This is a genomic window from Amycolatopsis pittospori (assembly GCF_013870525.1).
Taxonomy (GTDB): Bacteria; Actinomycetota; Actinomycetes; order Mycobacteriales; family Pseudonocardiaceae; genus Amycolatopsis; species Amycolatopsis pittospori.
The window spans coordinates 59,874-82,883 of sequence record NZ_JACBXD010000017.1; the positions used below are offsets into that span (position 1 = coordinate 59,874).

The 23,010-nt window shown below is 70.3% G+C and carries 20 protein-coding genes; 7 read left to right on the top strand and 13 right to left on the bottom strand.

Translation table 11 applies throughout. From position 1 onward, the window contains the following. Positions 1 to 4 precede the first annotated feature (4 nt). The 3 genes from H5J31_RS12485 to uvrC are packed head-to-tail and all read right to left on the bottom strand — an operon-like array spanning position 5 to position 3,835. Positions 5 to 964, bottom strand: coding sequence for a gluconeogenesis factor YvcK family protein (locus H5J31_RS12485; RefSeq protein ID WP_181772743.1), 960 nt, complete (start codon positions 962 to 964; stop codon positions 5 to 7). A 4-nt stretch (positions 965 to 968) separates the two neighbouring features. Further along, the gene (gene rapZ / locus H5J31_RS12490) at positions 969 to 1,826 is read right to left on the bottom strand and encodes an RNase adapter RapZ (RefSeq protein WP_034311885.1); all 858 of its coding nucleotides are present in this window, start codon (positions 1,824 to 1,826) and stop codon (positions 969 to 971) included. A 50-nt stretch (positions 1,827 to 1,876) separates the two neighbouring features. Next, on the bottom strand, positions 1,877 to 3,835 hold the full coding sequence (uvrC, locus tag H5J31_RS12495; protein WP_181772684.1) for an excinuclease ABC subunit UvrC: 1,959 nt from the start codon (positions 3,833 to 3,835) through the stop codon (positions 1,877 to 1,879). A 238-nt stretch (positions 3,836 to 4,073) separates the two neighbouring features. Here uvrC and H5J31_RS12500 point away from each other — a divergent pair, with 238 nt between their 5' ends. Both H5J31_RS12500 and H5J31_RS12505 read left to right on the top strand, forming a co-directional pair. Further along, entirely contained in the window at positions 4,074 to 4,811 is a 738-nt protein-coding gene (locus H5J31_RS12500; protein ID WP_181772685.1) for a S1 family peptidase, read from the top strand. 94 nt (positions 4,812 to 4,905) lie between these two features. Next, a complete protein-coding gene (locus tag H5J31_RS12505; protein ID WP_181772686.1) occupies positions 4,906 to 5,685 on the top strand; it encodes an exodeoxyribonuclease III in 780 nt (259 codons plus the stop codon). A 124-nt stretch (positions 5,686 to 5,809) separates the two neighbouring features. Here H5J31_RS12505 and H5J31_RS12510 read toward each other — a convergent pair whose 3' ends face one another. The 5 genes from H5J31_RS12510 to rpe form a co-directional block, all read right to left on the bottom strand. Beyond that, positions 5,810 to 6,253 (bottom strand): PH domain-containing protein, encoded by a 444-nt coding sequence (locus tag H5J31_RS12510; protein WP_181772687.1) that lies wholly within the window; start codon positions 6,251 to 6,253, stop codon positions 5,810 to 5,812. 17 nt (positions 6,254 to 6,270) lie between these two features. Beyond that, positions 6,271 to 6,777, bottom strand: coding sequence for a 6,7-dimethyl-8-ribityllumazine synthase (ribH, locus tag H5J31_RS12515; RefSeq protein WP_181772688.1), 507 nt, complete (start codon positions 6,775 to 6,777; stop codon positions 6,271 to 6,273). Then, positions 6,774 to 8,048, bottom strand: a complete 1,275-nt coding sequence (locus H5J31_RS12520; protein ID WP_181772744.1) for a bifunctional 3,4-dihydroxy-2-butanone-4-phosphate synthase/GTP cyclohydrolase II — start codon at positions 8,046 to 8,048, stop codon at positions 6,774 to 6,776. The genes ribH and H5J31_RS12520 overlap by 4 nt, the downstream gene beginning before the upstream one ends. A gap of 53 nt (positions 8,049 to 8,101) precedes the next feature. After that, complete coding sequence (locus H5J31_RS12525; protein WP_181772689.1) at positions 8,102 to 8,725, bottom strand: riboflavin synthase; 624 nt, start codon at positions 8,723 to 8,725, stop codon at positions 8,102 to 8,104. Positions 8,726 to 8,837: 112 nt separating this feature from the next. Beyond that, positions 8,838 to 9,506 carry a ribulose-phosphate 3-epimerase gene (gene rpe / locus H5J31_RS12530; RefSeq protein WP_181772745.1) on the bottom strand — a complete coding sequence of 223 codons (669 nt, stop codon included), beginning with the start codon at positions 9,504 to 9,506 and terminating at the stop codon, positions 8,838 to 8,840. 147 nt (positions 9,507 to 9,653) lie between these two features. Between rpe and H5J31_RS12535 the strand changes: the two genes are divergently transcribed. The 4 genes from H5J31_RS12535 (at position 9,654) to H5J31_RS12550 (ending at position 14,238) form a co-directional block, all read left to right on the top strand. Further along, a complete protein-coding gene (locus tag H5J31_RS12535) occupies positions 9,654 to 10,889 on the top strand; it encodes a sensor histidine kinase (RefSeq protein ID WP_181772690.1) in 1,236 nt (411 codons plus the stop codon). Then, positions 10,886 to 11,545 carry a response regulator transcription factor gene (locus tag H5J31_RS12540; protein WP_181772691.1) on the top strand — a complete coding sequence of 220 codons (660 nt, stop codon included), beginning with the start codon at positions 10,886 to 10,888 and terminating at the stop codon, positions 11,543 to 11,545. The genes H5J31_RS12535 and H5J31_RS12540 overlap by 4 nt, the downstream gene beginning before the upstream one ends. 106 nt (positions 11,546 to 11,651) lie before the next feature. Then, positions 11,652 to 13,037, top strand: coding sequence for an alkaline phosphatase (phoA, locus tag H5J31_RS12545; protein ID WP_181772692.1), 1,386 nt, complete (start codon positions 11,652 to 11,654; stop codon positions 13,035 to 13,037). A gap of 76 nt (positions 13,038 to 13,113) precedes the next feature. Next, complete coding sequence (locus H5J31_RS12550) at positions 13,114 to 14,238, top strand: serine hydrolase domain-containing protein (RefSeq protein WP_181772693.1); 1,125 nt, start codon at positions 13,114 to 13,116, stop codon at positions 14,236 to 14,238. 152 nt (positions 14,239 to 14,390) lie between these two features. On the opposite strand, the gene H5J31_RS12555 is transcribed toward H5J31_RS12550, so the two are convergent. The 4 genes from H5J31_RS12555 to ggt all read right to left on the bottom strand — a co-directional run bounded on the left by H5J31_RS12555 (position 14,391) and on the right by ggt (position 19,252). After that, entirely contained in the window at positions 14,391 to 14,891 is a 501-nt protein-coding gene (locus H5J31_RS12555; RefSeq protein ID WP_181772694.1) for a flavoprotein, read from the bottom strand. After that, complete coding sequence (locus H5J31_RS12560) at positions 14,888 to 16,327, bottom strand: RsmB/NOP family class I SAM-dependent RNA methyltransferase (protein WP_181772695.1); 1,440 nt, start codon at positions 16,325 to 16,327, stop codon at positions 14,888 to 14,890. The genes H5J31_RS12555 and H5J31_RS12560 overlap by 4 nt, the downstream gene beginning before the upstream one ends. Next, positions 16,324 to 17,250 (bottom strand): methionyl-tRNA formyltransferase, encoded by a 927-nt coding sequence (gene fmt, locus H5J31_RS12565; protein ID WP_181772696.1) that lies wholly within the window; start codon positions 17,248 to 17,250, stop codon positions 16,324 to 16,326. Before fmt ends, H5J31_RS12560 begins: the two co-directional genes overlap by 4 nt. 190 nt (positions 17,251 to 17,440) lie before the next feature. After that, positions 17,441 to 19,252 carry a gamma-glutamyltransferase gene (ggt, locus tag H5J31_RS12570; protein WP_181772697.1) on the bottom strand — a complete coding sequence of 604 codons (1,812 nt, stop codon included), beginning with the start codon at positions 19,250 to 19,252 and terminating at the stop codon, positions 17,441 to 17,443. Between the two features lie 97 nt (positions 19,253 to 19,349). Here ggt and H5J31_RS12575 point away from each other — a divergent pair, with 97 nt between their 5' ends. Then, positions 19,350 to 20,747: a hypothetical protein gene (locus H5J31_RS12575; RefSeq protein ID WP_236004985.1), complete on the top strand. Its 1,398-nt coding sequence runs from the start codon at positions 19,350 to 19,352 to the stop codon at positions 20,745 to 20,747. Between the two features lie 79 nt (positions 20,748 to 20,826). Here H5J31_RS12575 and H5J31_RS12580 read toward each other — a convergent pair whose 3' ends face one another. Continuing rightward, positions 20,827 to 22,929 carry a primosomal protein N' gene (locus tag H5J31_RS12580; protein WP_181772699.1) on the bottom strand — a complete coding sequence of 701 codons (2,103 nt, stop codon included), beginning with the start codon at positions 22,927 to 22,929 and terminating at the stop codon, positions 20,827 to 20,829. Between the last annotated feature and the right edge of the window lie 81 nt (positions 22,930 to 23,010).

The window sequence follows — 23,010 nt, forward strand, 5'->3', positions numbered from 1 at the left end:
ACCTTCAGCTCCTCCCCCGGTGAGACTCCAGAGCGTCCCGCATACAGCTCGCGAGCGCATCAGGATCATGCCGCCCCGTCACGACCGGGTCAGCCACCGCCCCCAGCAACGCCCGCGCGCCGAGTCTCCCGGCCGCGTCCCGCAACCGGGCTGGTGAGGGCACCGAGTCACCATCCGCGATCACCGCGTCCACCCGCAATTCCGGGGCGTGTTCGAACAGTACGTCGAGATGCTTCTCCGGAGAGAATCCCGCCGTCTCCCCCGGCTGGGGGATCAGATTCAGAATGACCACCTTCGTGGCGTCCGTTCGGAGCAACGCGTCGTGCAGGTCCGGCACCAGCAGATGCGGCAGCACACTGGTGAACCACGACCCGGGGCCGAGGAACACGACGTCCGCGCCGAGCACCGCTTCGATCGCCTCGGGGCAGCCTCGCGGCGGCCGGTCGGCCTGACCGCTCGGGTGCAGGCTGATCCGGTGCACCTGACCGGGTGTGGTCGCCACGGCCACCTGACCGCGGATCCGCCGCATCGCCTCGGGATTCTCGGCGTCCAGCCCCGAAACCTCACCTTGAATTTCCAGCGGTTCGGGTGACATCGGCAGGACGCGGCCGGAGATGCCCATCAGCCTGCTCGCCTCGTCGAGCGCGGCGACCGGGTCGCCGAGCACCTCGAACAGCCCGGCCAGCAACAGGTTCCCGACCGCGTGCCCGGCGAGTGCCCCGTCACCGCCGAAGCGATGCTGGAACACCTCCGCCCACAGCGTTCCGCCGTCTTCGGCGGCGAACGCGGCGAACGCCTGCCGCAGGTCACCCGGCGGGAGCAGCCCGAGTTCCCGGCGCAGCCTGCCGGACGAGCCGCCGTCGTCGGCGACGGTGACCACGGCGGTGACCTGCGACGTCACCCGGCGCAAGGCGGTGAGGGTGGCGTGCAGGCCGTGCCCGCCACCCAGTGCCACCGCGCGCAGGTCGCTACTCGCGGCCAAGGTCGCGGTGCACCACCTTCACGGCCATACCGTCCTCATTGGACAGCCGCTGGGCGAGCTCCTCGGAAATGGCGACACTGCGGTGCTTTCCGCCGGTGCAGCCGACGGCCAGCGTCAGATACCGCTTGCCCTCACGCTTGTACCCGGCGCCGATGAGGCGCAGCAGCTGGTGATAGCGGTCGAGGAACTCGTCCGCGCCTTCCTGGCTGAGCACGTAGTTGCGGACCTCGCCCTCGAGACCGGTGTGGTCACGCAGTTCCGGGATCCAGAACGGGTTCGGCAGGAACCGGACGTCCATCACCAGATCCGCGTCCATCGGCAGGCCGTACTTGTAGCCGAACGACAGCACGGTGACCCGGGTCTGCGTGCTGGCCTCGGAGCCGAAGGCGTCCTCGATCTTGGCGCGCAGGTCGTGCACCGAAAGCGACGACGTGTCGAGCACGAGGTCGGCCTCTTCCCGCAGCGGCTCCAGCAGCGTGCGCTCGGCGGTGATGCCGTCGGCGAGCCTGCCGTCACCCTGCATCGGGTGCCCGCGGCGGACGGCCTCGAAGCGGCGCACCAGCACCGCGTCGGTGGCCTCCAGGAACAGCACGCGCGGCTTGTAGCCGCGGGCGTCGAGGTCCTTGATGACCGACGCGAGGTCGTCGGTGAACGCGCGCGAGCGCACGTCCATCACCACGGCGACCTTGGTGATCGCGCCCCGCGCCTGCGCGCCGAGTTCGACCATGGTGGCGATCAGCTCGGGCGGCAGGTTGTCCACGACGAACCAGCCCAGGTCCTCCAGGCATTTCGCCGCGGTACTGCGGCCCGCCCCGGACAGCCCTGAGACGACCGCGACCTCCATTCCGGAACCGCGGCCTTCTTCTTGCGCACTCACGATGGTCCTTTCCCCGATCACGTACTGGACTCCCCCGCCGACGCGGCTTTCTCCCCTGCGAGCGCCGCGACGACCGCCTCCGCGGTGCGCCTGCCGAAGCCGGGCACCGCCTCGATCTCCTCGATCCTTGCTTCGCGGAGTTTCCGCACCGAGCCGAAATGTTTGATCAGCGCGGTACGACGAGCCTGCCCCAGTCCGGGCACACCGTCCAATGCGGACACCTGCATCCGCTTGGACCGCTTCTCCCGGTGGTACCGGATGGCGAAGCGATGTGCCTCGTCGCGCAGCCGCTGCAACAGGTACAGCGCGTCGGAGGTGCGCGGCAGGATCACCGGATCGGGATCGCCCGGCAGCCACACCTCCTCCAGCCGTTTCGCCAGGCCGACCACGGCCAGGTCGGTGATGCCGAGTTCCGAGAGCACGTCCGCGGCCGCGGTGGCCTGCGGGCCCGCGCCGTCGACGACGAGCAGATTCGGCGCGTAGGCGAACTTGCGCGGTTTCCCGGTCTCCGGGTCGATGCCCGGCCGGTCCGGATCGACCGGCGCGTCCTCGGCCGTTTCCTTGAGGTAGCGGGAAAAACGGCGGCGGACGACCTCGGCGATCGACGCGACATCGCCTTCCTCCGCGGCCTCGCGCAGCGCGAAGCGCCGGTACTCGGACTTGCGTGGGATGCCGTCCTCGAACACCACGAGCGACGCGACCACGTCGCTGCCCTGGATATGGCTGATGTCGACGCATTCGATGCGCAGCGGCGCGGTTTCCAGCGCCAGGTAGTCCTGCAGTTCCGCCAGCGCGGCGGACCGCGCGGTGAGGTCTCCGGCACGGCGCAGTTTGTGCTGGGTGAACGCCTCGCCCGCGTTGCGCGTCACCGTCTCCGCGAGCGCGCGCTTGTCGCCGCGCTGCGGCACCCGCAGGCTCACTCGTGAACCGCGCAGCCCGGAAAGCCACTCGCCCACCGCTTCGGCGTCGGCGGGCAGTTCCGGGACGAGCACCTCGCGCGGCACCGGGGACCCGAGATCGGGGTCGTCCGCGCGTTCGGCCTCTTCGCCGTAGAACTGGGTGAGGAAGTGGTCGACGAGGTCCTTGACGTCCATCTCCTCGGCCTTGTCGATCACCCAGCCGCGCTGGCCGCGGACCCGGCCGCCGCGCACGTGGAAGACCTGGACCGCGGCTTCGAGTTCGTCATGGGCGAAGGCGACGACGTCGGCATCCGTGCCGTCGCCGAGCACGACGGCCTGCTTCTCCATCGCGCGCCGCAGCGCGCCGAGGTCGTCGCGCAGGCGAGCCGCGCGCTCGAATTCCAGTTCCTCGGACGCGGCCGCCATTTCCTGTTCCAGGCGGCGGATCAACGCGTCGGTGCGGCCGGCGAGGAAGTCGCAGAAGTCCTCGACGATCGCGCGATGCTCGTCGGCGGAGACCTTGCCTACGCACGGCGCGGAACATTTGCCGATGTAGCCGAGCAGGCAGGGCCTGCCGATCTGGCCGTGGCGTTTGAAGACCCCGGCCGTGCAGGTGCGCGCCGGGAAGACCCGCAGCAGCAGGTCGAGCGTCTCGCGGATGGCCCAGGCGTGCGCGTACGGCCCGAAGTACCGGACGCCCTTCTTGCGCGCGCCGCGATAGACGTGCAGGCGCGGGAACTCCTCGTTCATGGTGACGGCGAGGACCGGGTAGCTCTTGTCGTCGCGGTAGCGGACGTTGAACCGCGGGTCGAACTCCTTGATCCAGTTGTACTCCAGCTGGAGCGCCTCGACCTCGGTGCCGACCACGGTCCACTCGACGCTCGCCGCCGTCGTCACCATCTGGCGCGTGCGCGGGTGCAGGCCCGTGATGTCGGCGAAGTACGAGTTCAGCCTGCTGCGGAGACTTTTCGCCTTGCCGACGTAGACGACCCGCTTCGTGGCGTCACGAAATTTGTACACGCCAGGGGCGTCCGGGATGCTCCCCGGCGAGGGACGGTAGGTGGTCGGGTCAGCCACATCGCCAAGCCTATGGGGCAGCACCGACAGTCTTACGAGCCCCCATGCTCTAACACTCGCACGGGTGGCGGTTACCACCATGCGGTGCGCATTTCGCCACGCATACCGACCTAAGTCGGATATTCGGCCGGACCAGACGTTCGTTGGTTCCTAGCGGGTGAACTGGGTGATTACTTTCCGTCTCAGTTCCATTTCACTCGGTTCTTCGTCAGATGACGCTCGAAAGGACTCCTGCACCGTGAGCCGTCTTCGTACGCTGGGCGCCGCCACCCTCGCCGCCGCAGCCCTCACCATGACCGCCGGGGCCGTCGCCTCCGCGGGCACCCCCACCGGTGTCCAGCCGAACATCGTGGGCGGCGGCACCGCCCCCACCGTGAGCTGGGGCGCCCAGGTCTACGTCAACACCCCGGGCCGTCAGTGGGACGGCTTCAACTGCTCCGGCAGCGTCATCGCCCAGCGCTGGGTGCTGACCGCCAAGCACTGCCTCGACTCCGACGGCAGCGGCATGCGGGTCCGCGTCGGCAGCAACGCGCTGCAGGGCGGCCGCGTCATCGCCGTCGACCGCAAGGTGTCCTCGCCGGCCGGCTCCGACATCTCGCTGCTGCACCTGGCCTCCGACGCCGGCGTCACGCCGATCGCCCTGGCCAGCTCGAACCCGTCGGTCGGGTCCACCAACCAGCTGTACGGCTGGGGCCGCGAGACCCCGACCGGCCCGCCCGCCTCGGCGCTGAAGGTGGCCAACGTCCGCGTCAGCGGCAGCTCGTCCGACGCCTACGGCGGCCCGGCCATCCAGAGCGTCGGCATCAACGGTTCGGCCTGGAAGGGCGACTCGGGCGGCCCCCAGGTCTCCAACGGCGTCCAGGTCGGTGTCGCCTCGACCGTGCAGAACCAGAGCGGTTCGAACATCCGCGGCACCAACAACTACGGCAGCGTCGCTTCGGCCCGCTCCTGGATTCGCTCGACCACCGGGGTCTGACCTCCACCCCGGCCGGGGCCCCTCCGAGACGCGACCCGTCTCGGAGGGGCCCTTTCGCGTCAGCCTGTCGGTGGGGTGTGGGACGCTCGCGGGCATGCGGATCGCGACCTGGAACGTGAACTCGATCGGGCCCCGGCTGCCGAGGGTGCTGGAGTGGCTCGGCTCGGTGCAACCGGACGTGCTGTGCCTGCAGGAACTCAAATGCGGCACCGAGGCATTCCCCTTCGACGCCGTGCGGGAGCTGGGCTACGAGACCGCCGCCTATGGCATCGGACGTTGGAACGGCGTCGCCATCGTGTCCCGCGTCGGGCTGGAAGACGTGACACGGGGGCTGACCGGCGAGCCCACCTTCGAAGACAAGACCGACGCGCGTGCCATCGGCGCCACCTGCGGCGGGGTGCGGCTGTGGTCGGTGTACGTGCCCAACGGGCGGGAACTCGACAACCCGCACTACGCCTACAAACTGAACTGGCTCTCGGCGCTGGAAGCGACCGTGCGCGAGGAGATGACGCGAGGACTGCCGTTCGCGGTACTCGGCGACTTCAACATCGCGCCCGCCGACGTCGACGTCTGGGACATCTCGGTCTTCGCCGAGTCGACGCACGTCACCGAGCCGGAGCGGAAGGCGCTGGCCGCTCTACGGGACCTCGGGCTGACCGACGTGTTCCCGCGACCGCTGAAGTACGACCACCCGTTCACGTACTGGGACTACCGGGCCGGGAACTTCCCGAACAACAAGGGAATGCGGATCGACCTCGTCTACGCCGACGCCCGGGTCTCGGGCGGGGTGACGGATTCCTATGTGGACCGTGACGCGCGGAAGGGGAAGGGACCCTCGGACCACGCTCCGATCGTGGTGGACTTCGCGCTTTGAGCGGTGTGCGTGCTCTCGACGGTCAGGTGCTCAGAAGGGCTCCCCGAACGCTATGAACGGCCCGTTACTTGCAAATTTTGCAAGTAACGGGCCGTTCATAGCACGAGAGAGCGTGAGAAAGGCGTCAGCCGTTCCAGGCCGCCTTGTGCAGCCGCCGCAGCGTCCGCACCGCGGCCACCGCACGGTCCCGGTCCACGGCCTGCACGGCCATGACGGAGTAGTACTCGTCGTCCGGCAGTTCCAGCCGCGCCCACGAGGCACCGTCGGGGAAGCTCACCGAAAGCACCTCGCTCCACGCGAACTTCTTGGTGATCAGCACGTTCCGGACCTCGATGCCGTCGGCGTCGGCCTTCACGCGCGCCATCGCGAACAGCATCGTGCCCGCGGCGAGCAGGACGCCGATGCCGATCATCGCCGCCTGGTCGGACGGCTGGAAGATCACGCCGGTGTCCGAGCCGCGCAGCAGGACCGCGACGACGACGAACGTCGCCAGCAGGATCACCGCCAGCACCGAGCACATCACCAGGGCACGGCGGGGCCGCACCACCACGACCTCGGATTCCGTCATCACATCCGCCTCGACGCTCACACGAATCCCCGCTCGGTCCACGGCTGGCGCAGGTTCCGGAGCGCGTGCGCGGCGTCCAGTGCGGCGACGGTCGCTTCGTAGCCCTTGTCCTCGACGGAGCCCGGCAGACCGGAGCGGTCGAGGGCCTGCTGTTCGGTGTCGCAGGTGAGGACGCCGTTGCCGACTGGGGTGCTCTCGTCGAGCGCCACCCTGGTCAGGCCCGCGGTGACCGCGTCGCAGACGTACTCGAAGTGCGGCGTCCCGCCCCGGACGACCACGCCCAGCGCGACGACGGCGTCGTGCGTGCGGGCCAGGGCCTGCGCGGCGACGGGCAGTTCGACGGCGCCCGCGACACGCACGACGGTCGGCTCCTCCTCCAGCTCGGCCGCCTTGGCCGCCTCGAGGGCACGGTCCAGCAGGGCGCTCGTGATCTTCGTGTGCCAGCGCGTGGCCACGATCCCGAGCCGGATGTTCTTACAGTCGGACAGGTCGAGTTCGACGTCCGGACGGCCCTCGCCGCTCACCGCGTGCCACCTCCGTTGCCCTGGTCGACTTCGGCGCCGACCTGGTCGAAATGCTCAAGCTGGGAAAGATCGTGACCCATCCGGTCGCGCTTGGTCTTGAGGTAGCGCAGGTTCTCCGGGTTCGGCGAGATCGGCAGCGAGACCCGGCCGGAGACCCGCAGGCCGTAGCCCTCCAGGCCGACCCGTTTGGCCGGGTTGTTCGTCAGCAGCCGCATCGACCGTACGCCGAGGTCGCACAGGATCTGCGCGCCGGTGCCGTAGTCGCGCGCGTCGGCGGGGACGCCGAGCTGCAGGTTCGCGTCGACGGTGTCCGCGCCGGCGTCCTGCAGCTGGTAGGCCTGCAGTTTGTGCAGCAGGCCGATCCCCCGGCCTTCGTGACCGCGGATGTAGAGCACGACACCGCGGCCTTCCTTGGCCACCGCTTCCAGCGCCGCCTCCAGCTGCGGGCCGCAGTCGCAGCGCAGTGAGCCGAAGACGTCGCCGGTGAGGCATTCGGAGTGGACGCGGACCAGGATGTCCTCGCCGTCGCCGATCTCGCCGTAGACGAACGCGATGTGCTCGATGCCGTCGAGCAGGCTGTCGTAGCCGACAGCGCGGAACGTGCCCGCCGAAAGCGGGATACGGGCCTCGGCGACCCGCTCGACCTGCTTCTCGGTGCGGCGCCGGTACGCGATCAGGTCGGCGATGGTGATCATCCTGAGGTCGTGGTCCGCGGCGAAGACCTCGAGTTCGTCGCGGCGGGCCATGTCACCCTCGTCCTTCTGCGAAACGATCTCGCAGAGCACGCCGGACGGCGAAAGACCGGCGAGACGTGCCAGGTCGACGGAGGCTTCGGTGTGCCCGGGACGCCGCAGGACGCCGCCCTGCTTGGCGCGCAGCGGGACCACGTGGCCGGGACGCCGGAAGTCCGACGCCTGGGACGCCGGGTCGGCGAGCAGGCGGATGGTGTGCGACCGGTCGGCCGCGGAGATGCCGGTGGTGATGCCCTCGGCCGCGTCGACCGTGACGCTGTACGCGGTACCGCGCTGGTCCTGGTTCGTGTGGTACATCGGCGGCAGGTCGAGCCTGTCCGCCTCGGCCTCGGTCAGCGCCACGCAGACGTACCCCGAGGTGTAGCGCACCATGAAGGCCATCAGTTCGGGCGTGGTCTTCTCCGCCGCGAAGATCAGGTCGCCCTCGTTCTCGCGATCCTCGTCGTCGACCACGACGACCGGACGGCCCGCCTTGATATCGGCGATCGCCGCCTCGATGGTGTCGGTTTTCACGGCCACCCCGCTTCCACAGGGGGTCAGGTCGGCCGACCCCGGAATCGCACTCGTCTCACTCACGCCCGCTCCTCCGCGCCGCCATTGTCCCCCTGCGTGCGCAGATGCGGCATGGCCAGCTTTTCGACGTACTTGGCGACCACGTCGACCTCGAGATTCACCAGGTCGCCCGGCTGATTACGACCGAGGGTGGTCAGTTCGAGAGTGGTCGGGATCAGGGCGACGGCGAACTCCTCGTCGGTCACCGAAGCGACCGTGAGGGAGATGCCGTCGACCGCGATCGACCCCTTCTCGACCACGTACCGTGACAGTTTGCCCGGCAGGGCGAACGTGGTGAGTCCCTGCTCGTCCCGTTTGAGGAAGACGCCGGTGCCGTCCACGTGGCCCTGCATGATGTGCCCGCCGAGCCTGCCGCCCGCCGGCGTCGCGCGTTCCAGGTTGACGACGTCGCCGACGTTCACCTTCGCGAGGCTGGAGCGCTGCAGGGTTTCGTGCACGACGTCGACGGTAAACTCGCCACCCGCCACCGCGACCACGGTGAGGCACACGCCACTCACCGCGATGGAGTCGCCGTGACCGGCGTCGCTGGTCACCAGCGGCCCCCGTACGGTCAGCCGCGCGGCGTTCGGGACCTGCTCGACCGCGGTGACCTCGCCGAGTTCCTCGACAATGCCGGTGAACACTCCTGCTGCCCTCCTCCTTGGACGCACCGCCGCTGGAAACGGTGCTCCCTTCATCCAACACCCACGCGGGCCGATTCCTTCTCCTGACCCGACGGCGGATCAGGCACTGGGATCAGCCGCGGACGCGGGCCGCCTGCTCGCGCAGCGCCGCGACGGCCTTACCAGGGTCTTCGGCGCCGTAGACGGCGGAACCGGCGACGAAGCAGTCCACACCGGCCTCGGCGGCCTGCTCGATGGTGTCGGCGTTGATCCCGCCGTCGATCTCGACGACGAGCTTGAGGTGACCGGTGTCGACCAGGCGCCGCGCGGTGCGCACCTTCTCCAAGACACCTTCGATGAACGACTGGCCGCCGAAACCGGGCTCGACCGACATCACCAGCAGCGTGTCGTAGTGCTTGAGGGTGTCGAGGTGGTCTTCCAGCGGGGTGTTCGGCTTGATCGACAGCCCGGCCTTCGCCCCGGCCGCGCGAAGGTTCTTCGCTAGCGCGACGGGGTCGTGCGCGGCCTCGACGTGCACGGTGACGTTGTAGGCGCCCGCCTCGGCGTACCCGATGGCCCACTTGTCGGGGTTCTCGATCATCAGGTGGCAGTCGATCGGCACGTCGGTGGCCTTGAGCAGCGACTTCACCACGGGCAGCCCGAGGGTCAGGTTCGGCACGAAATGCGCGTCCATGACGTCGACGTGGACCCAGTCCGCGCGCGTGTCCCCCTCACCCGCGACGGCGCGGATCTCGTCGCCGAGCCGGGCGAAGTCCGCGGAGAGGATGCTGGGTGCGATCAAAGGTCGGTGAGCCACGCGCCCGAGTGTAGGAGGGCACCGCTAACGCCCGCTAACCGGCTGTGACCGGCGTCCCGCCCTGGGGTATGACCCTGAAATGGCCCTGCGGTGGGAGGTGCGCGCACCCACCCGCCGAATAACGTTCCCGGCATGGTCAACCCCTTGAAACCCCTGGTGCGGATCGGCAGCTATCGGAGTGTGCCGTTCGGACTCCTCGGTATGGCGATCACGGCGATCCCGTTCCCGATCGCACTCATCCCCGCCATCCTCATCCCCGGTGACGTACGGGTGAAGCTGGTCTACGGCATGCTCGCGATGGGTGTGCTGGTCGCACTCGCCGGGTTGCCGGGGCCGATGCGGCGGGTCGGCGTGTGGTTCGCCAACCAGATGCTGGGCACCCGGATCGCGCAGCCCCTGCCGAATACGAAGGTCGCCTGGGCGGCACGCGGGCGCTCGGCGGCTTGGCTGGTCGTGCACGCGGGACTCGGATGGGTGATGTTCGGCGTCGGTGTCTTCCTGAGTTTCGGCTTCGCCCTGCCCCTGGTGTGGCTGGGAGGCGGCGGCAGCCCCATCGAGTTCTTCGGTGAGCGAGTGACGGTCGAATCCGGCTCCGCGGGGCTGTGGACGCTGCCCATCGGACTGGTCACGCTGCTCGTCATCGCCTACGTCCTCGCCGGGTTCACCAAGCTCTACCAGTACAGCGCGGTCGCGCTGCTGGGCCCGTCGGCCGCCGAGCGCGTCGCCGCCGCCGAGGTCCGGGCCAACCACTTCGAGCAGCGCAACCGGCTGGCCCGCGAACTGCACGACTCCATCGGGCACACGCTCACGACGTCGACCATCCAGGCCGCCGCGGCCGCCGAACTGGTCGAGTCCGAACCGCACCTGGTGCGCCGCGCGCTCGGCACGATCGAGGAGTCTTCGCGGGCGGCGCTCGAAGACCTCGACCACGTACTCGGCCTGCTCCGTGAGGACAAGTCGTCCCGCGAACCCGAACGACGGCTCATCGAAGTCGCGACGCTGGCCGAACGGGCGCGTTCCGGCGGCGCGGTGATCGACTACGAGCTGACCGGACCCGCCGCGGAACTGCCCGCGACCCTTTCGCGGGAGGCGTACCGGATCGTCCAAGAAGGACTGACGAACGCGCTGCGGCACGCGCATCCCGGCCCGGTGACCGTACGGGTCGCGGTGCTGGCGGACGCTTTGCGGATCGAGATCGTGAACCCGCTCAGGGAGTCGGCCGTCACGCCGGATCGTGGTGGCAACGGGCTGCCCGGGCTGACCGAACGGGTGGAGGCGCTGCGCGGCGAACTCGTCGCGGGACCGGCCGTCGACGGGGAACCGCTGTGGCGGCTGGTGACCACGATCCCGCTACGGTCGCACTCATGACACTGCGCGTCCTGATCGTCGACGACGAACCGTTGCTGCGCGCCGGATTGCGCTCGCTGCTGGACAACCAGCCCGATCTCACCGTGGTCGGCGAGGCGGGCGACGGCGGCGAGGTGGTGGACCTGGTACGGCGGACGAATCCCGCGGTGGTCCTGATGGACGTCCGCATGCCCGGCGTCGACGGGATCGAGGCCACCCGGCGGATCCTGGCCGAGGTGCCGGAACCGCCGAAGGTGCTCGTGATCACGACGTTCGACAACGACGACTACGTCTACGACGCGCTGCTCGCCGGGGCGAGCGGATTCCTGCTGAAGCGGGCGCGCAAGGAGGAGTTCGCGCACGCGATCCGGACCATCGCCGCCGGGGAGACGTTGCTGTTCCCCGACGCGATCCGGCGGATGGTCGCGGCGAGGCCGGCGGCATCCGGCCTCGCGCCCCGGCCGTCGTCGCTGACGAAACGGGAGACCGAGGTACTGCGGCTCATCGCCACCGGGATGTCCAATGTGGACATAGCGGCCGATCTGGTCATCAGTCTCGAAACCGTCAAAACCCATGTGGGCAACATCTTCGGCAAACTGGGGGCCGCCAACCGCAGCCAGGCGGTGGTGTTCGCGTACGAGACCGGCATCGTCGCACCGGGTCACAGCCTGCGCTAGCGGACGGCCGCTGTTCTTCCCGCGTTCATCCGGAAATCCCCGGCCGCACACATGCGCGGTGACTAATGGGACTGCCCCATCCCCAGGTATCCCAAGGAGATTTTCGATGGCTTCGCTGTTCACAGGACGGCGCAAATGGCTCGCGGGCGGGGCGCTCGGCGTCACGCTGATCGCGCTGGCACCGGCGGCACTCGCCGCCGGTGACGACGCCCGCCTAGCGGCCGCGCAGGGCGACCGCACCCAGGACGTGCGTGCCGCGATCAAGGGCGGCGGCGCCCGCAACGTCATCCTCTTCATCGGTGACGGCATGGGCCAGTCTGAGATCACCTCCGCGCGCAACTACGAGCGCGGCGCCGCCGGACGGCTCGCGATGGACGAATTGCCGCTCACCGGTGACTACACGACGTACGCGGTCGAGAAGAACAACCCTTCGAAGCCCGACTACGTGACCGACTCGGCGGCCTCCGGCACCGGCTGGGCCACCGGCGTGAAGACCTACAACGGCGCGATCTCCGTCGACCCGTACGGCAACGCCGTCCCGTCGATCCTCGAGATCGCCAAGCGTTCGGGCCTGCGCACCGGTGACGTCACCACCGCCGAGGTCCAGGACGCCACCCCCGCGGTGCTCGGCTCGCACGTCGTCAACCGCGACTGCAAGGGCCCCGACGAGACCAGCGCGAAATGCGCGGCCAACGCCAAGGAGAACGGCGGCGCCGGTTCCATCGCCGAGCAGCTGGTCCAGACCAAGCCGGACGTCCTGCTCGGCGGCGGCGCGAAGTACTTCGACCAGAAGGTGAAGGCCGGGAAGTTCGCCGGCAAGACCGTGCTGGACCAGGCGAAGTCGGCGGGCTACCAGGTCGTGAACACCGCGGCCGACCTCGCCGCGGCCAAACCCGGCAAGCCGCTGCTCGGCCTGTTCGCCGCCGGCAACATGCCGGTCAACTGGACCGGCCCGGCCGCGAAGCAGGGCGGCACCCCGCCGACCCGCTGCACGCCGAACCCGGCGCTGCCGAAGACTCAGCCGAAGCTGGCCGACCAGACCCGCAAGGCGATCTCGCTGCTCGACGACCGCCGCAAGGACAAGGGTTTCTTCCTCCAGGTCGAGGGCGCGAGCATCGACAAGCAGGACCACGCCGCCGACCCGTGCGGCCAGATCGGTGAGACGATCGACTTCGACCAGGCCGTCGCGGCCGGGCTCGCCTACGCCCGCAGCAACCCCGACACCCTGGTGATCGTCACCGGCGACCACGGCCACACCAGCCAGATCATCGGCAACGGCACGGTCAGCCCCGGCCAGACCGCGACACTGGTCACCAACGAGGGCGCGAACATGACCATCAACTACGGCACCGGGATGCCCGGTTCGTCGCAGGACCACACCGGCACGCAGATCCGCGTCGCCGGCTACGGCCCGCAGGCGGCGAACGTCGTCGGCCTGACCAACCAGACCGACCTCTTCGGCACGCTGAAGCGCGCGCTGCGCCTGCGCTGACGGTGGGGCAGGCCCCCGTTGAGGGGTGGGGGCCTGCCTCATGGCCGCGTCGTCGCGGCTTCCCTAATTTGGCTTCATGCGAAAAACCTTGCCAGGCAGGAAAATCGTCGCTGTCGGTGCGCTGGTCGCGTTGCTCGCGGCGACGACGACCACCCCTGCGCTCGCCGCGACCAAACCGCACGACGAAGTCGACAAAGCACTGAAAACACTGGTGCGGGACGGAGTCCCCGGCGCGCAGGCGACGGTGACGAGCGCGTCCGGACGCACGTGGTCGGAGCGCGAAGGCGTCGGGAACATCGAGAAGGGGACGCCGTTCCCGAATGGCTCGAAGTTCCGGGCGGGCAGTGTCACCAAGACCTTCGTCGCCGTCGTCGTCCTGCAACTGGTCGCCGACGGAAAGGTGCGGCTGGACACGCCGATCGACCGGTACCTGCCCGGACTGGTGCGGGGGAACGGCAACGACGGCACCAAGATCACCGTCCGGCAGCTGCTTCAGCACACCAGCGGACTCCACGACTTCTCCCGCGACATGGATCTCGACGAGTGGCGGCATCGTGGCGCCGAACCCGAAGAGCTGATGGCGATCGCCCTCGCGCAGGGGCCGTTGTTCGACCCCGGCAAGGGCTGGTCGTACTCCAATACGAACTACATCGTCGCGGGCATGCTCATCGAGAAGCTGACCGGACGCTCGGTCTCCGACGAGATCGACACCAGGATCGTGCAACCGCTGCGCCTGCGCGGCACCTACCTGCCGGCGCGCGGCGACGAACGGTTGCCGAACCCGCACGCCAGGGGCTACACGCCCGGCGACAAGGGCCTTGTCGACTTCACCGAACTCGACCCTTCGGCCGCGTGGACCTCCGGCGGCCTCGTTTCGACCGGCGAGGATCTGAACCACTTCTTCGCCGCGCTCACCGGCGGCCGGCTCCTGCTGCGGCCCCAGCTGGCGGAGATGCAGCGGACCCGGCCCGTGGATTTGGGCGTTCCCGGCGCGGCGTACGGGCTCGGGATCGTGTCGGTCCCGCTGACGTGCGGGGGAACGTTCTGGGGCCACCGCGGGAGCGTCCCCGGCTTCACGACCCTTTCCGGCGCGATCCCGCACGGCAAGCAGGTGAACGTCGTGCTGAACCAGGATCCGTTGCCGGGCAAGGCGTCGAAGGATCTCTTCACCGCCGTCGACACGGGGTTCTGCGCCCGCTGAGGGAGCCTTCACCAGCGGTCGTGGCTTCCGGCCTCAGGGCAGGTGTTGCGAAAGCCACTTTCGCAACCTTCAACGTTACGAGAGTGGCTTTCGCAACACCCTCGCCCGGCAAAGACGTCGTGGTCGGGTACCGGGAGCCCGGCGCGGCCCCGCTAAGGGAGCAGGTCCAGCACGGACGTCCAGGGCGCTTCCGGCGTGAGCCGTGTGGTGGTGACACCGGCGGAGGCGAGCGTGTCGAGATGACGCCGCCACGCCGGGTGGTGCACCCGCGTGTCCTGGATCTGATAGCCCAGGACGATCGTGATGCCCGGCGTGCCGAGGACGTCGCCGAGCAAGGTCAGCGCCTGGTTGTCCGCGATGCCCAGCGCCAGTTTCGCGACGGAGTTCGCGGACGCGGGCGCGAAGAGGAACACCGTCGGATCCGGATGCGGACGGGGTTCGCCCGGCAGCCGGGCGGTGCTGCGGACCGGTAGATCGGTGAGCTTCTCCAGGTCACCGATCCCGCCGGTCTTCTCCAGCCAGCGGGCCGCGGTCGGGGTGAGCGTGATCGCGAGCTCCCAGCCGCGGTCCGCGGCCGGTCGCGCGAGCTGCGCGGCGAACCGGGTGTCCAGTCCGCCGCACGAGCTCGCGACCAGGCCGAGAACCCTGGTCACCCGGCGGATTCCGGCTTCCGCAGGACGGCGCAGAACATCGCGTCGGTGCCGTGGCGGTGCGGCCACAACTGGACGTACGGGCCCTTGCCGAGCTGCGGGACGTCCGGGAAGAACTCCCGCGCGTCGACGATCTCGGCGCCGGCGCGGCGCGCGGTCTCCCCCACCACGCCTTCGGTCTCGGCCAGGTGCGGCGAGCAGACGACGTAGGTGACGATGCCGCCGGGGCGGACCAGGTCCAGCGCCGCGGTGATGAGCTGGCCCTGCAGTTTCGTCAGGTCCGAGATGTCGCCGGGCTGACGGCGCCAGCGAGCCTCCGGGCGACGTCGCAGCGAGCCGAGGCCACTGCACGGTGCGTCGACCAGGACACGGTCGTAACCCGGTTCGAGGCCGGTCTCGCGGCCGTCGGCGACATGGATGGTGACCGGAAGGCCCTGGACGGCGTTCTCGATCAGCTTCGCGCGGTGCGGCGCCTTCTCGACGGCGTCGACGGTCGCGCCGCTGATCGACGCGAGCGCGCCGAGCAGCGCGGCCTTGCCACCCGGTCCGGCGCACAGGTCCAGCCAGCGCTCGTCGGAGCCGGTGAGCGGGACCTTCGTGACGGCGACGGCGCACAGCTGGCTGCCCTCGTCCTGCACGGCGGCCAGCTTTTCCTTGATCGGCTCGATGTCGCCCGGGTCGCCGGAGCCCGCGGGCATCCGGACGCCGTAGGGCGAGTACGGGGCCACGTCGCCGCCGGTGATGGCGGCGAGCTCGTCGGCGCTGATCTCACCGGGACGGGCGACCAGGTGCACGTCGGGCCGGTCGTCGTCGGCCTCCAGGGCCGCCTTCAGTTCGGCTCCCTTGTCCCCCAGCGCTTCCGCGAAGGAACGGGCGACCCAGCGCGGGTGCGCTGTCCGCAGCGCGTACGCGCCGATCGAGTCGACGGCCTCGTCCGGGGCCAGTTCGTTCAGCCAGGTCTCTTCGTCCTTTTCGGACACCGAGCGCAGCACGGCGTTCACGAAACCCGCGATCCAGGAACCGACTTCGGCGCGAACGAGGTCCACAGTGGACCCGACGGCGGCGTGCTCGGGAATCCGGGTGCGCAGCAGCTGGTACGCACCGAGGCGCAGTCCGTCCAGCACCACGGCGTCGACCTTGGCCAGCGGACGGTCGACGAGACAGGCCTCGATGACGGCGTCCAGCATGCCGACCGCGCGGCAGGTACCGTAGGTCAGTTCGGTGGCCAGCGCCGCGTCGCGACCGGAGATCCGGCGGTTGCGCAGCAGCTGCGGCAGCACCAGGTTCGCGTACGCGTCGTCTTCCCGGACCGCGCGCAGGACGTCGAAGGCGACCTGACGTGCCGGGTCGATCTGCGGCGGGCGGCTGGGCCCTTCCTTACGCGGGCCCGGACGGCCTCGCTCCGGCCTCGACGGCCGGCGTTCCCTACGCTCGTTCACTGCAGGCGCTCTCCTTGTTCGATCCTCGTACCGCGCGCCCAGTCGGTGGCCGCCATCCGCTTCTTGCCCTGCGCCTGCACTTCACCCAGCCGCACCGGTTTCGACGCCGTGCCGACCAGGACCCGCTTACGCTCGACGACCAGTTCGCCCGGCGGGGGGCCCGGTTCGTCGACGACCGTCACCGCGCCGAGCTTCAGCCGCTCGCCCCGGAACTCCGCCCACGCGCCCGGTTCCGGGCTGACCGCGCGGATCTGCCGGTCGACCGCCGCGGCCGGGTCGGCGAACGAGACGCGCGCGTCTTCGACGGTCACCTTCGGCGCGTAGCTCACGCCGTCCCCGGTCTGCTCGACCGCGCGCAGCGTGCCGTCGGCGATACCGTCCATCGTGGACACGAGCAGCTTCGCCCCGGACTCCGACAGCCTGCCCAGGAGTACTCCGGCGGTGTCGGTGGCGGCGATCTGCTCGGTGATCACGCCGTAGACCGGGCCCGCGTCGAGTTCCTTGACGATACGGAACGTCGAAGCGCCGGTGATCTCGTCACCCGCGCGGATCGCGGCCTGGACCGGCGCGGCGCCGCGCCACGCGGGCAGCAGCGAGAAGTGCAGGTTGACCCAGCCGTGCTCCGGGATGTCCAGCGCCGCCTGGGGCAGCAACGCCCCGTACGCGACGACGGGGCACGCGTCGGGGGCGATCTCCGCGAGCCGGGCGAGGAACGCGGGGTCACTCGCCTTCGGCGGGGTCAGCACCTCGATCCCGTGCTCGTCGGCCAGCGCGCCGATCGGGGACCGGACGACACGACGGCCACGGCCGGCCTGCGCGTCCGGGCGGGTCACGACCGCGACCACCTCGTGCCGCTCGGAAGCGAGCAGGGCGCGCAGCGACGGGACGGCGGGTTCGGGGGTGCCGGCGAAGACGAGGCGCATCAACGCACCTCCGCCGGGGGGACGGGTACCTCTGACTGGGCGAACATCGCCGCTCAGTCTAGAAGGGCCCCGGTCCCGGGGCGCGCTCGCTGTCCCTGTGATGGACCGCGGGCGCCTCAGGGGGTGCCATGAATGACCCGTTACTTGCGAAATTTGCAAGTAACGGGTCATTCATGGCACGTGAGAGGGACTATCGGCGCGGCCAGGGCAGTACGACGGCCGCCGAGCCGCCACCCCGTCGCGTCGGTTCGGCAGCGGCGAGCCAGCGTCCGTCCCGCAACCGTTCGACGCCGGTCGCGGACCCGATCTCAGCGGGCGCCGTCGAGAAGCCCTGCTGCTTGGCCTTCAGGATCGCGAGTACGTCGGCCTGGTCGAGGAACGACTGCTCCACCTGCGCGGCCGCCGAGTTCCGCTGCGACGCGCGAGGTTCGGCGATCGCGTCCACCAGCTTCAGGCCCCGGTCGATGCGGCCGGTCAGGATCTGCAGCACGGTGGTGATGATCGACGCGCCACCGGGCGAACCGACGGCGAGGAATGGCTTGCCGTGGTCGAGCACGATGGTCGGCGCCATCGACGAACGCGGCCGCTTCGCCGGGCCCGGCAGGTTCGGGTCGGGCACGCCCGGCGTCACCGGGGTGAACGAGAAGTCGGTCAGTTCGTTGTTGAGCAGGAACCCGCGTCCCGGGACGACGATGCCGCTGCCGCCTTCCTGCTCGATGGTCAGCGTGTAGGCGACGACGTTGCCCCACTTGTCGGCGACGGTGAGGTGCGTGGTGTTCTCGCCCTCGTACGGTGTCGGCGCCGGGTTCGTCCCCGCCACACAGGGCGACGGTTCGCGCGGGTCGGCGGGTGCCACCGGGCTCGTCCCGGCCTTCGCGGGGTCGATCAGGCAAGCGCGGCTGTCGGCGAACTTCTGGCTGATCAGTTCCTTCGCCGGGACGTCCACGAAGGCCGGGTCGCCGATCCACCGGTTGCGGTCGGCGAAGGCGTACCGGGTCGACTCTAGGAAGTAGTGCAGGTAGTCGGCCTTCTCCAGCTTGCTGAGCTTCTTGTTCTCGAGGATGTTCAGCGCCTCGCCGACGGTCAGCCCGCCGGACGACGGCGCGGGCATGCCGTAGACGTCGAGGCCGCGGTACTCGGTCTTGGTCGGCTTCCGCTCCACGACGCGGTACTTGGCGAGGTCGGCCGCGGTCATGTCGCCGGGCCGGACCTTCAGCGTCGAGGCGGGGTCGACCGGCGGCTTCCGCACCGTGTTCACGACGTCCGCGCCGATCTGCCCGCGATAGAGGACGTCGGTGCCCTTCGCGGCCAGTTGCGCGTACGTGCCCGCGAGGTCCGGGTTCTTGAACGTCGTGCCGACGGCGGGCGCCGCGCCGCCGGGCAGGTACAGCGACCTGGTCGAGGGGAACGCGGAGAAGCGGGCGGCGTTGTTGGTGATCTGGGTGGTGAAGGTCTGGTCGACGGTGAAGCCCTTGCGAGCGAGTTCCTCGGCGGGCTTGACCGCCTTCGCCAGCGACTTGGTACCCCACTTCCGCAGCGCTTCCTGCCAGGTGGCGGGCGTACCGGGCACGCCGACGCCCAGCCCGCTGGTGACGGCTTCGGCGAACGGGATCGCCTTGCCGTTCTCGACGAAGAGGTTCTCGTTCGCTGTCGACGGCGCTGTCTCACGGCCGTCGAGCGTGTGCACCTTTCCGGTGCGCGCGTCGTAGTAGACGAAGAAACCGCCACCGCCGAAACCGGCGGAGAACGGGTCGGTGACTCCCAGCGCGGCAGCGGTCGCGACGGCCGCGTCGACGGCGTTGCCGCCCTCGCGCAGGATCTTCGTGCCGATCGCGGTCGCGTCCGCGTCGATGCTGGACACCGCGCCGAGGTAGCCGACGGCGACCGGGGATTTGGGTGTCGGTGGTGCCGCCGCCGCGGTGCCCGGCACTGCTGCGCCGAGGAGGGCGGCGATCGCGGTGACTGCGGTGATGCGTCCCAGAGTGCTTCTGTGCGCGGCCATGGCGCGAGTCTGCCCCGCCTGTCCACCCCGGACAAGAGCCGTCCAGACCTGCGAAGGTCGGTAGTGCGGCCCGGCCGTCCTGAGCAGAATGCGGTCCATGAAGACTCCCGGCAGGCGCTGGAGCGCACTTCTCCCGCTGCTCATCGCCCTCCCCGTCCTCGCCGTACCCGGCGTCGCGCAGGCCGAAAGCGCGCGTGGCTGTTTCGACGACGCGGCGGCGATCACCGTCGAAGAGAAGCGCCTCACCGCGACGCTTCCGTCCGGTGGCCCCGCGGTCGGACCCGAACTGGTCCGGCTCGCCGGTTTCGACAAGCTCGTCGCCGACTTCACGTCGCGCCTCTGCTCGACGAAGACCGCTCCGCGCGCCGAGAAACTCGCCGAGACCGCCGGCGACGGACTCTGGCGGACCGCCGTCGACCGGGCGCAGGGCCGCCGTCCCGACCTCGGCACCCTCGACAAGGCCGACGACCGGCCGCTGTACTGGGCGCGCCTGCAGATGAGCAAGGCGCTGCGCCAGTGGACGCCGCGCTTCCCGCTGTCGGCCCCCGCTCGCGCGGACCTGCTGAAGACGTTCGACGTCGGCGCCCGCGGCCTCGACGACTCCCGTTTCCCGCTCGGCCCGTCGACTCGCCGGGTGCTGGTGAGCGGCTTCGACCCGTTCACGCTCAACGGCGCAGGCGTCCGCATCGCGAACCCGTCCGGCGCGGCCGCGCTGCACCTCGACGGCAAGGTGATCCAGACGCCGACCGGGCCCGCGCTGGTGCAGGCCGTGTCGTTCCCCGTGGTGTGGAGCTACTTCGACACCGGCATCGTCGAGGCGGCGTACGGGAAGGCGCTGAAGGACCGCTTCCGGCGTCCGGAACTGATCATGACGATCAGCCAGGGCCGCCCCGGCCGCTTCGACATCGAACGGTGGGCCGGTGCCTGGCGCGGCGGTTTCCCGGACAACCTCGACGAGTCCGTCACCGGCCAGGTCCCGCCCGCGCGCGGCTGGCCGCAGCCCGCCGACCAGTTCATCGAAACCACGCTGCCGTACGAAAAGATGCTCGCCGCGCCCGCCGGGGCGTACCAGGTGCTGTACAACCAGGCGTTCTGCGTGTGGCCGGACAGCACGAAACCGGGGACGGGGACGGCGGTCTGCCGGACGGACGCGCCGAAGCCCGGCGAGATCGCGGCTTCCGGAGGCGGCGGCAACTACCTCTCGAACGAATCGATGTACCGCAGCAACCGGCTGCGGACCGGGCTGGGACTGACCGGGATCGCGGGCGGGCACCTGCACACGCCCGTGCTCGGCACACCCACGGACCCGGCGGCGCTGACCGACGCCGGCTTCGAGGGACGCCGGGCGGCGATCACTTCGCAGATCGTCTCCCTGCTCACCGCCGCCCTCGGCGAGGCCGCCACTCCCGCTCCCGCCACTCCCGCTCCCGCCACTCCCGCTCCGGGCGCTTCGCCCCGCGCCGACGTCCTCGCTACTCCCGGCACAACGCTCTGACCCACCGCATTTCGTCCTCTGAATGCGGTAGTTGCGCGTGCAAGGACCGCATTCAGAGGACTAAACGCGGGCTCGCGGGCTAGATGAGCTCAAGCGGGTCCAGTTGGATCCGGATGGGTTCGGGGGCTTTGCGGGCGTCGCGGCGGGCGGCGGCCGCGTGGATCGCGGCGGCGAGGGCCTTCCCGTCCGGACGTGCGACGCGCACCAGGGCGCGTTCGCGTTCGGCGTTGCCGTCTTCGTCGACGTCGCCGAGCGGGACCGGCCCGAGTACTTCGCCGGTTTCCGGGAGGGCGAGGTCGTCGAGCAGTCCGGCGACCGCGTCCGGCGTGCCCTCGATACTCGCCATCCGCATCACGGGCGGGAAGCCGAGTTCCCGGCGCTCGCCCAATTCCTGGCTCGCGTGCCAGCCCGGATCCCACCGCACCAGCGCCTGGACGACCGCGAGACCCGCTTCCGCGCCGACGAACACGCGCCCGCCGTCGGTTCCCGGCCGCACCAGGGCCGCGGCCGCCATCCAGCGGCGCAGGGTCTCCTCCCCCGCGCGCAGGTCCTGACGGCCGAGCAACGCCCAGCCGTCCAGCAGCAACGCCGCGCCGTAGCCGCCTTCCGCGATCGGTTCGGCTCCCGGCGTGCACACCACCAGCGCCGGTTTTCCGGGCACTGAAGCCAAGATCTCCGACGCGCCCGAGGTCCGCACCGGGAAGCCGGAGAACGCGCGGCCGAGTTCTTCCGCGGTCCGCTTCGAACCGACGACGACCGCCCGCAACCGCACGGAACCGCAGGCGGCGCAATGGAAGTTCGTCTCGGGGACACCGCACCACCGGCAGGCGGGCGGCCTCGGCGCGCCGTCGATCAGCCCGCCGGGCAAGGAAAGCGGGCCCGCGCAACGACGGCAATGCGCCGACGTCCGGCAGTTGCCGCAAGCCAGCCCGGGAACATATCCGCGACGCGGAACCTGTACCAGGACAGGGAATCCGCCCGCCAGCGACTGCCTGGCCGCCTCGAAAGCGACCGAAGGAAGCCGGGCCGCCTTCGCTGCTTCGTCTCGTGCGACGTCGAAGTCCTCGCCGACCGGCGTCACGCGCGGTGCGGCGGCGCGGAGTTCGGGGCGGGCCGCGACGAGAGGTTGCGCCCAACCCGATTCCACCAGGAACTGCGCCTCGGCCGTGCGCGCGAATCCGGCGACGAGCAGCGATCCCTTCGCGGCGTGCGCGCGGTCCATCAGGACGTCGCGGACGTGCGGGTACGGCGCGTGCTGGTCGAGGTGGACGTCGTCGCCGTCGTCCCACACCACGAACAGGCCCGGATCGGAGACCGGCGCGAACATCGCCGCGCGCGTGCCGACGACGACGCGGACCGCGCCGCGCAGCACCGCGAGCCAGCGCCGGTAGCGCTCGGCCGGCCCCAGCCCGGCGATCAACGCGACCACCGCGTCCTCGCCCATCAGTTGGGAACAGGCGTCGTGAAGGCGAGTCAGGTCGCGGTGATCGGGGACGACCATGACGACGCCGCGTCCGGCCGCGGCCGCCACGGCGGCGGCTTCGGCGAGCCGGTGCGGCCAGTCTTCACCCGGCAAGGCCTGCCAGACGGCGTTGGCCGGACGGCGTTCCGCGACGGCCTCCAGGAACGCCGGGCCGTTTTGGTACTTCTCCCAAGCCGCGGTGTCCGGCGCCTCCGGTGCGGGCGCGGGTTCGGCCGCGGGCTCGCCTTCGACCTTCGCGTGCCGGGACGGGATCGCCAGCCGCAGGACGTCGCTGAGCGTGCCGCCGTACCGGTCCGCGACCGAACGGCAGAGCGCGTGCAACGCCGGGGGCAGCACGGCCTCACTCGACGTCACCCTGTCGATGTACGCGAGCTTCCCGGTGAAGTCCGTGGTGTCGGCGCGTTCGACGAGGTACCCGTCGACGAGCTGGCCCGCGAACCGGACGCGCACCCGGCAGCCGGGCACGGCGGTCTCGTGCAGTTTCTCGGGGATCCGGTAGTCGAAGGTCCGGTCGAGATGCGTGAGCGGGATGTCCACGACGATCCGCGCGACCGGGTTCTCGGGCGCGGGGTTCTGCGCGCCGCGACGGCTGGCCTTGCCGCTCTTGCCGCGTGACGGTTTGGCCTTCGGCGCGGGCTCGGCCCGCGGCGGAGGCTCCGGAAGCTCCCACAGCGGGGTCGGTTCGGAACTGCTGCTCACCCGGTGATCTCTACCAGACTCCCCCGACACGGCCCGTCACCGCGTGCAATGAACGGCCCGTTACTTGCGAAATTTGCAAGT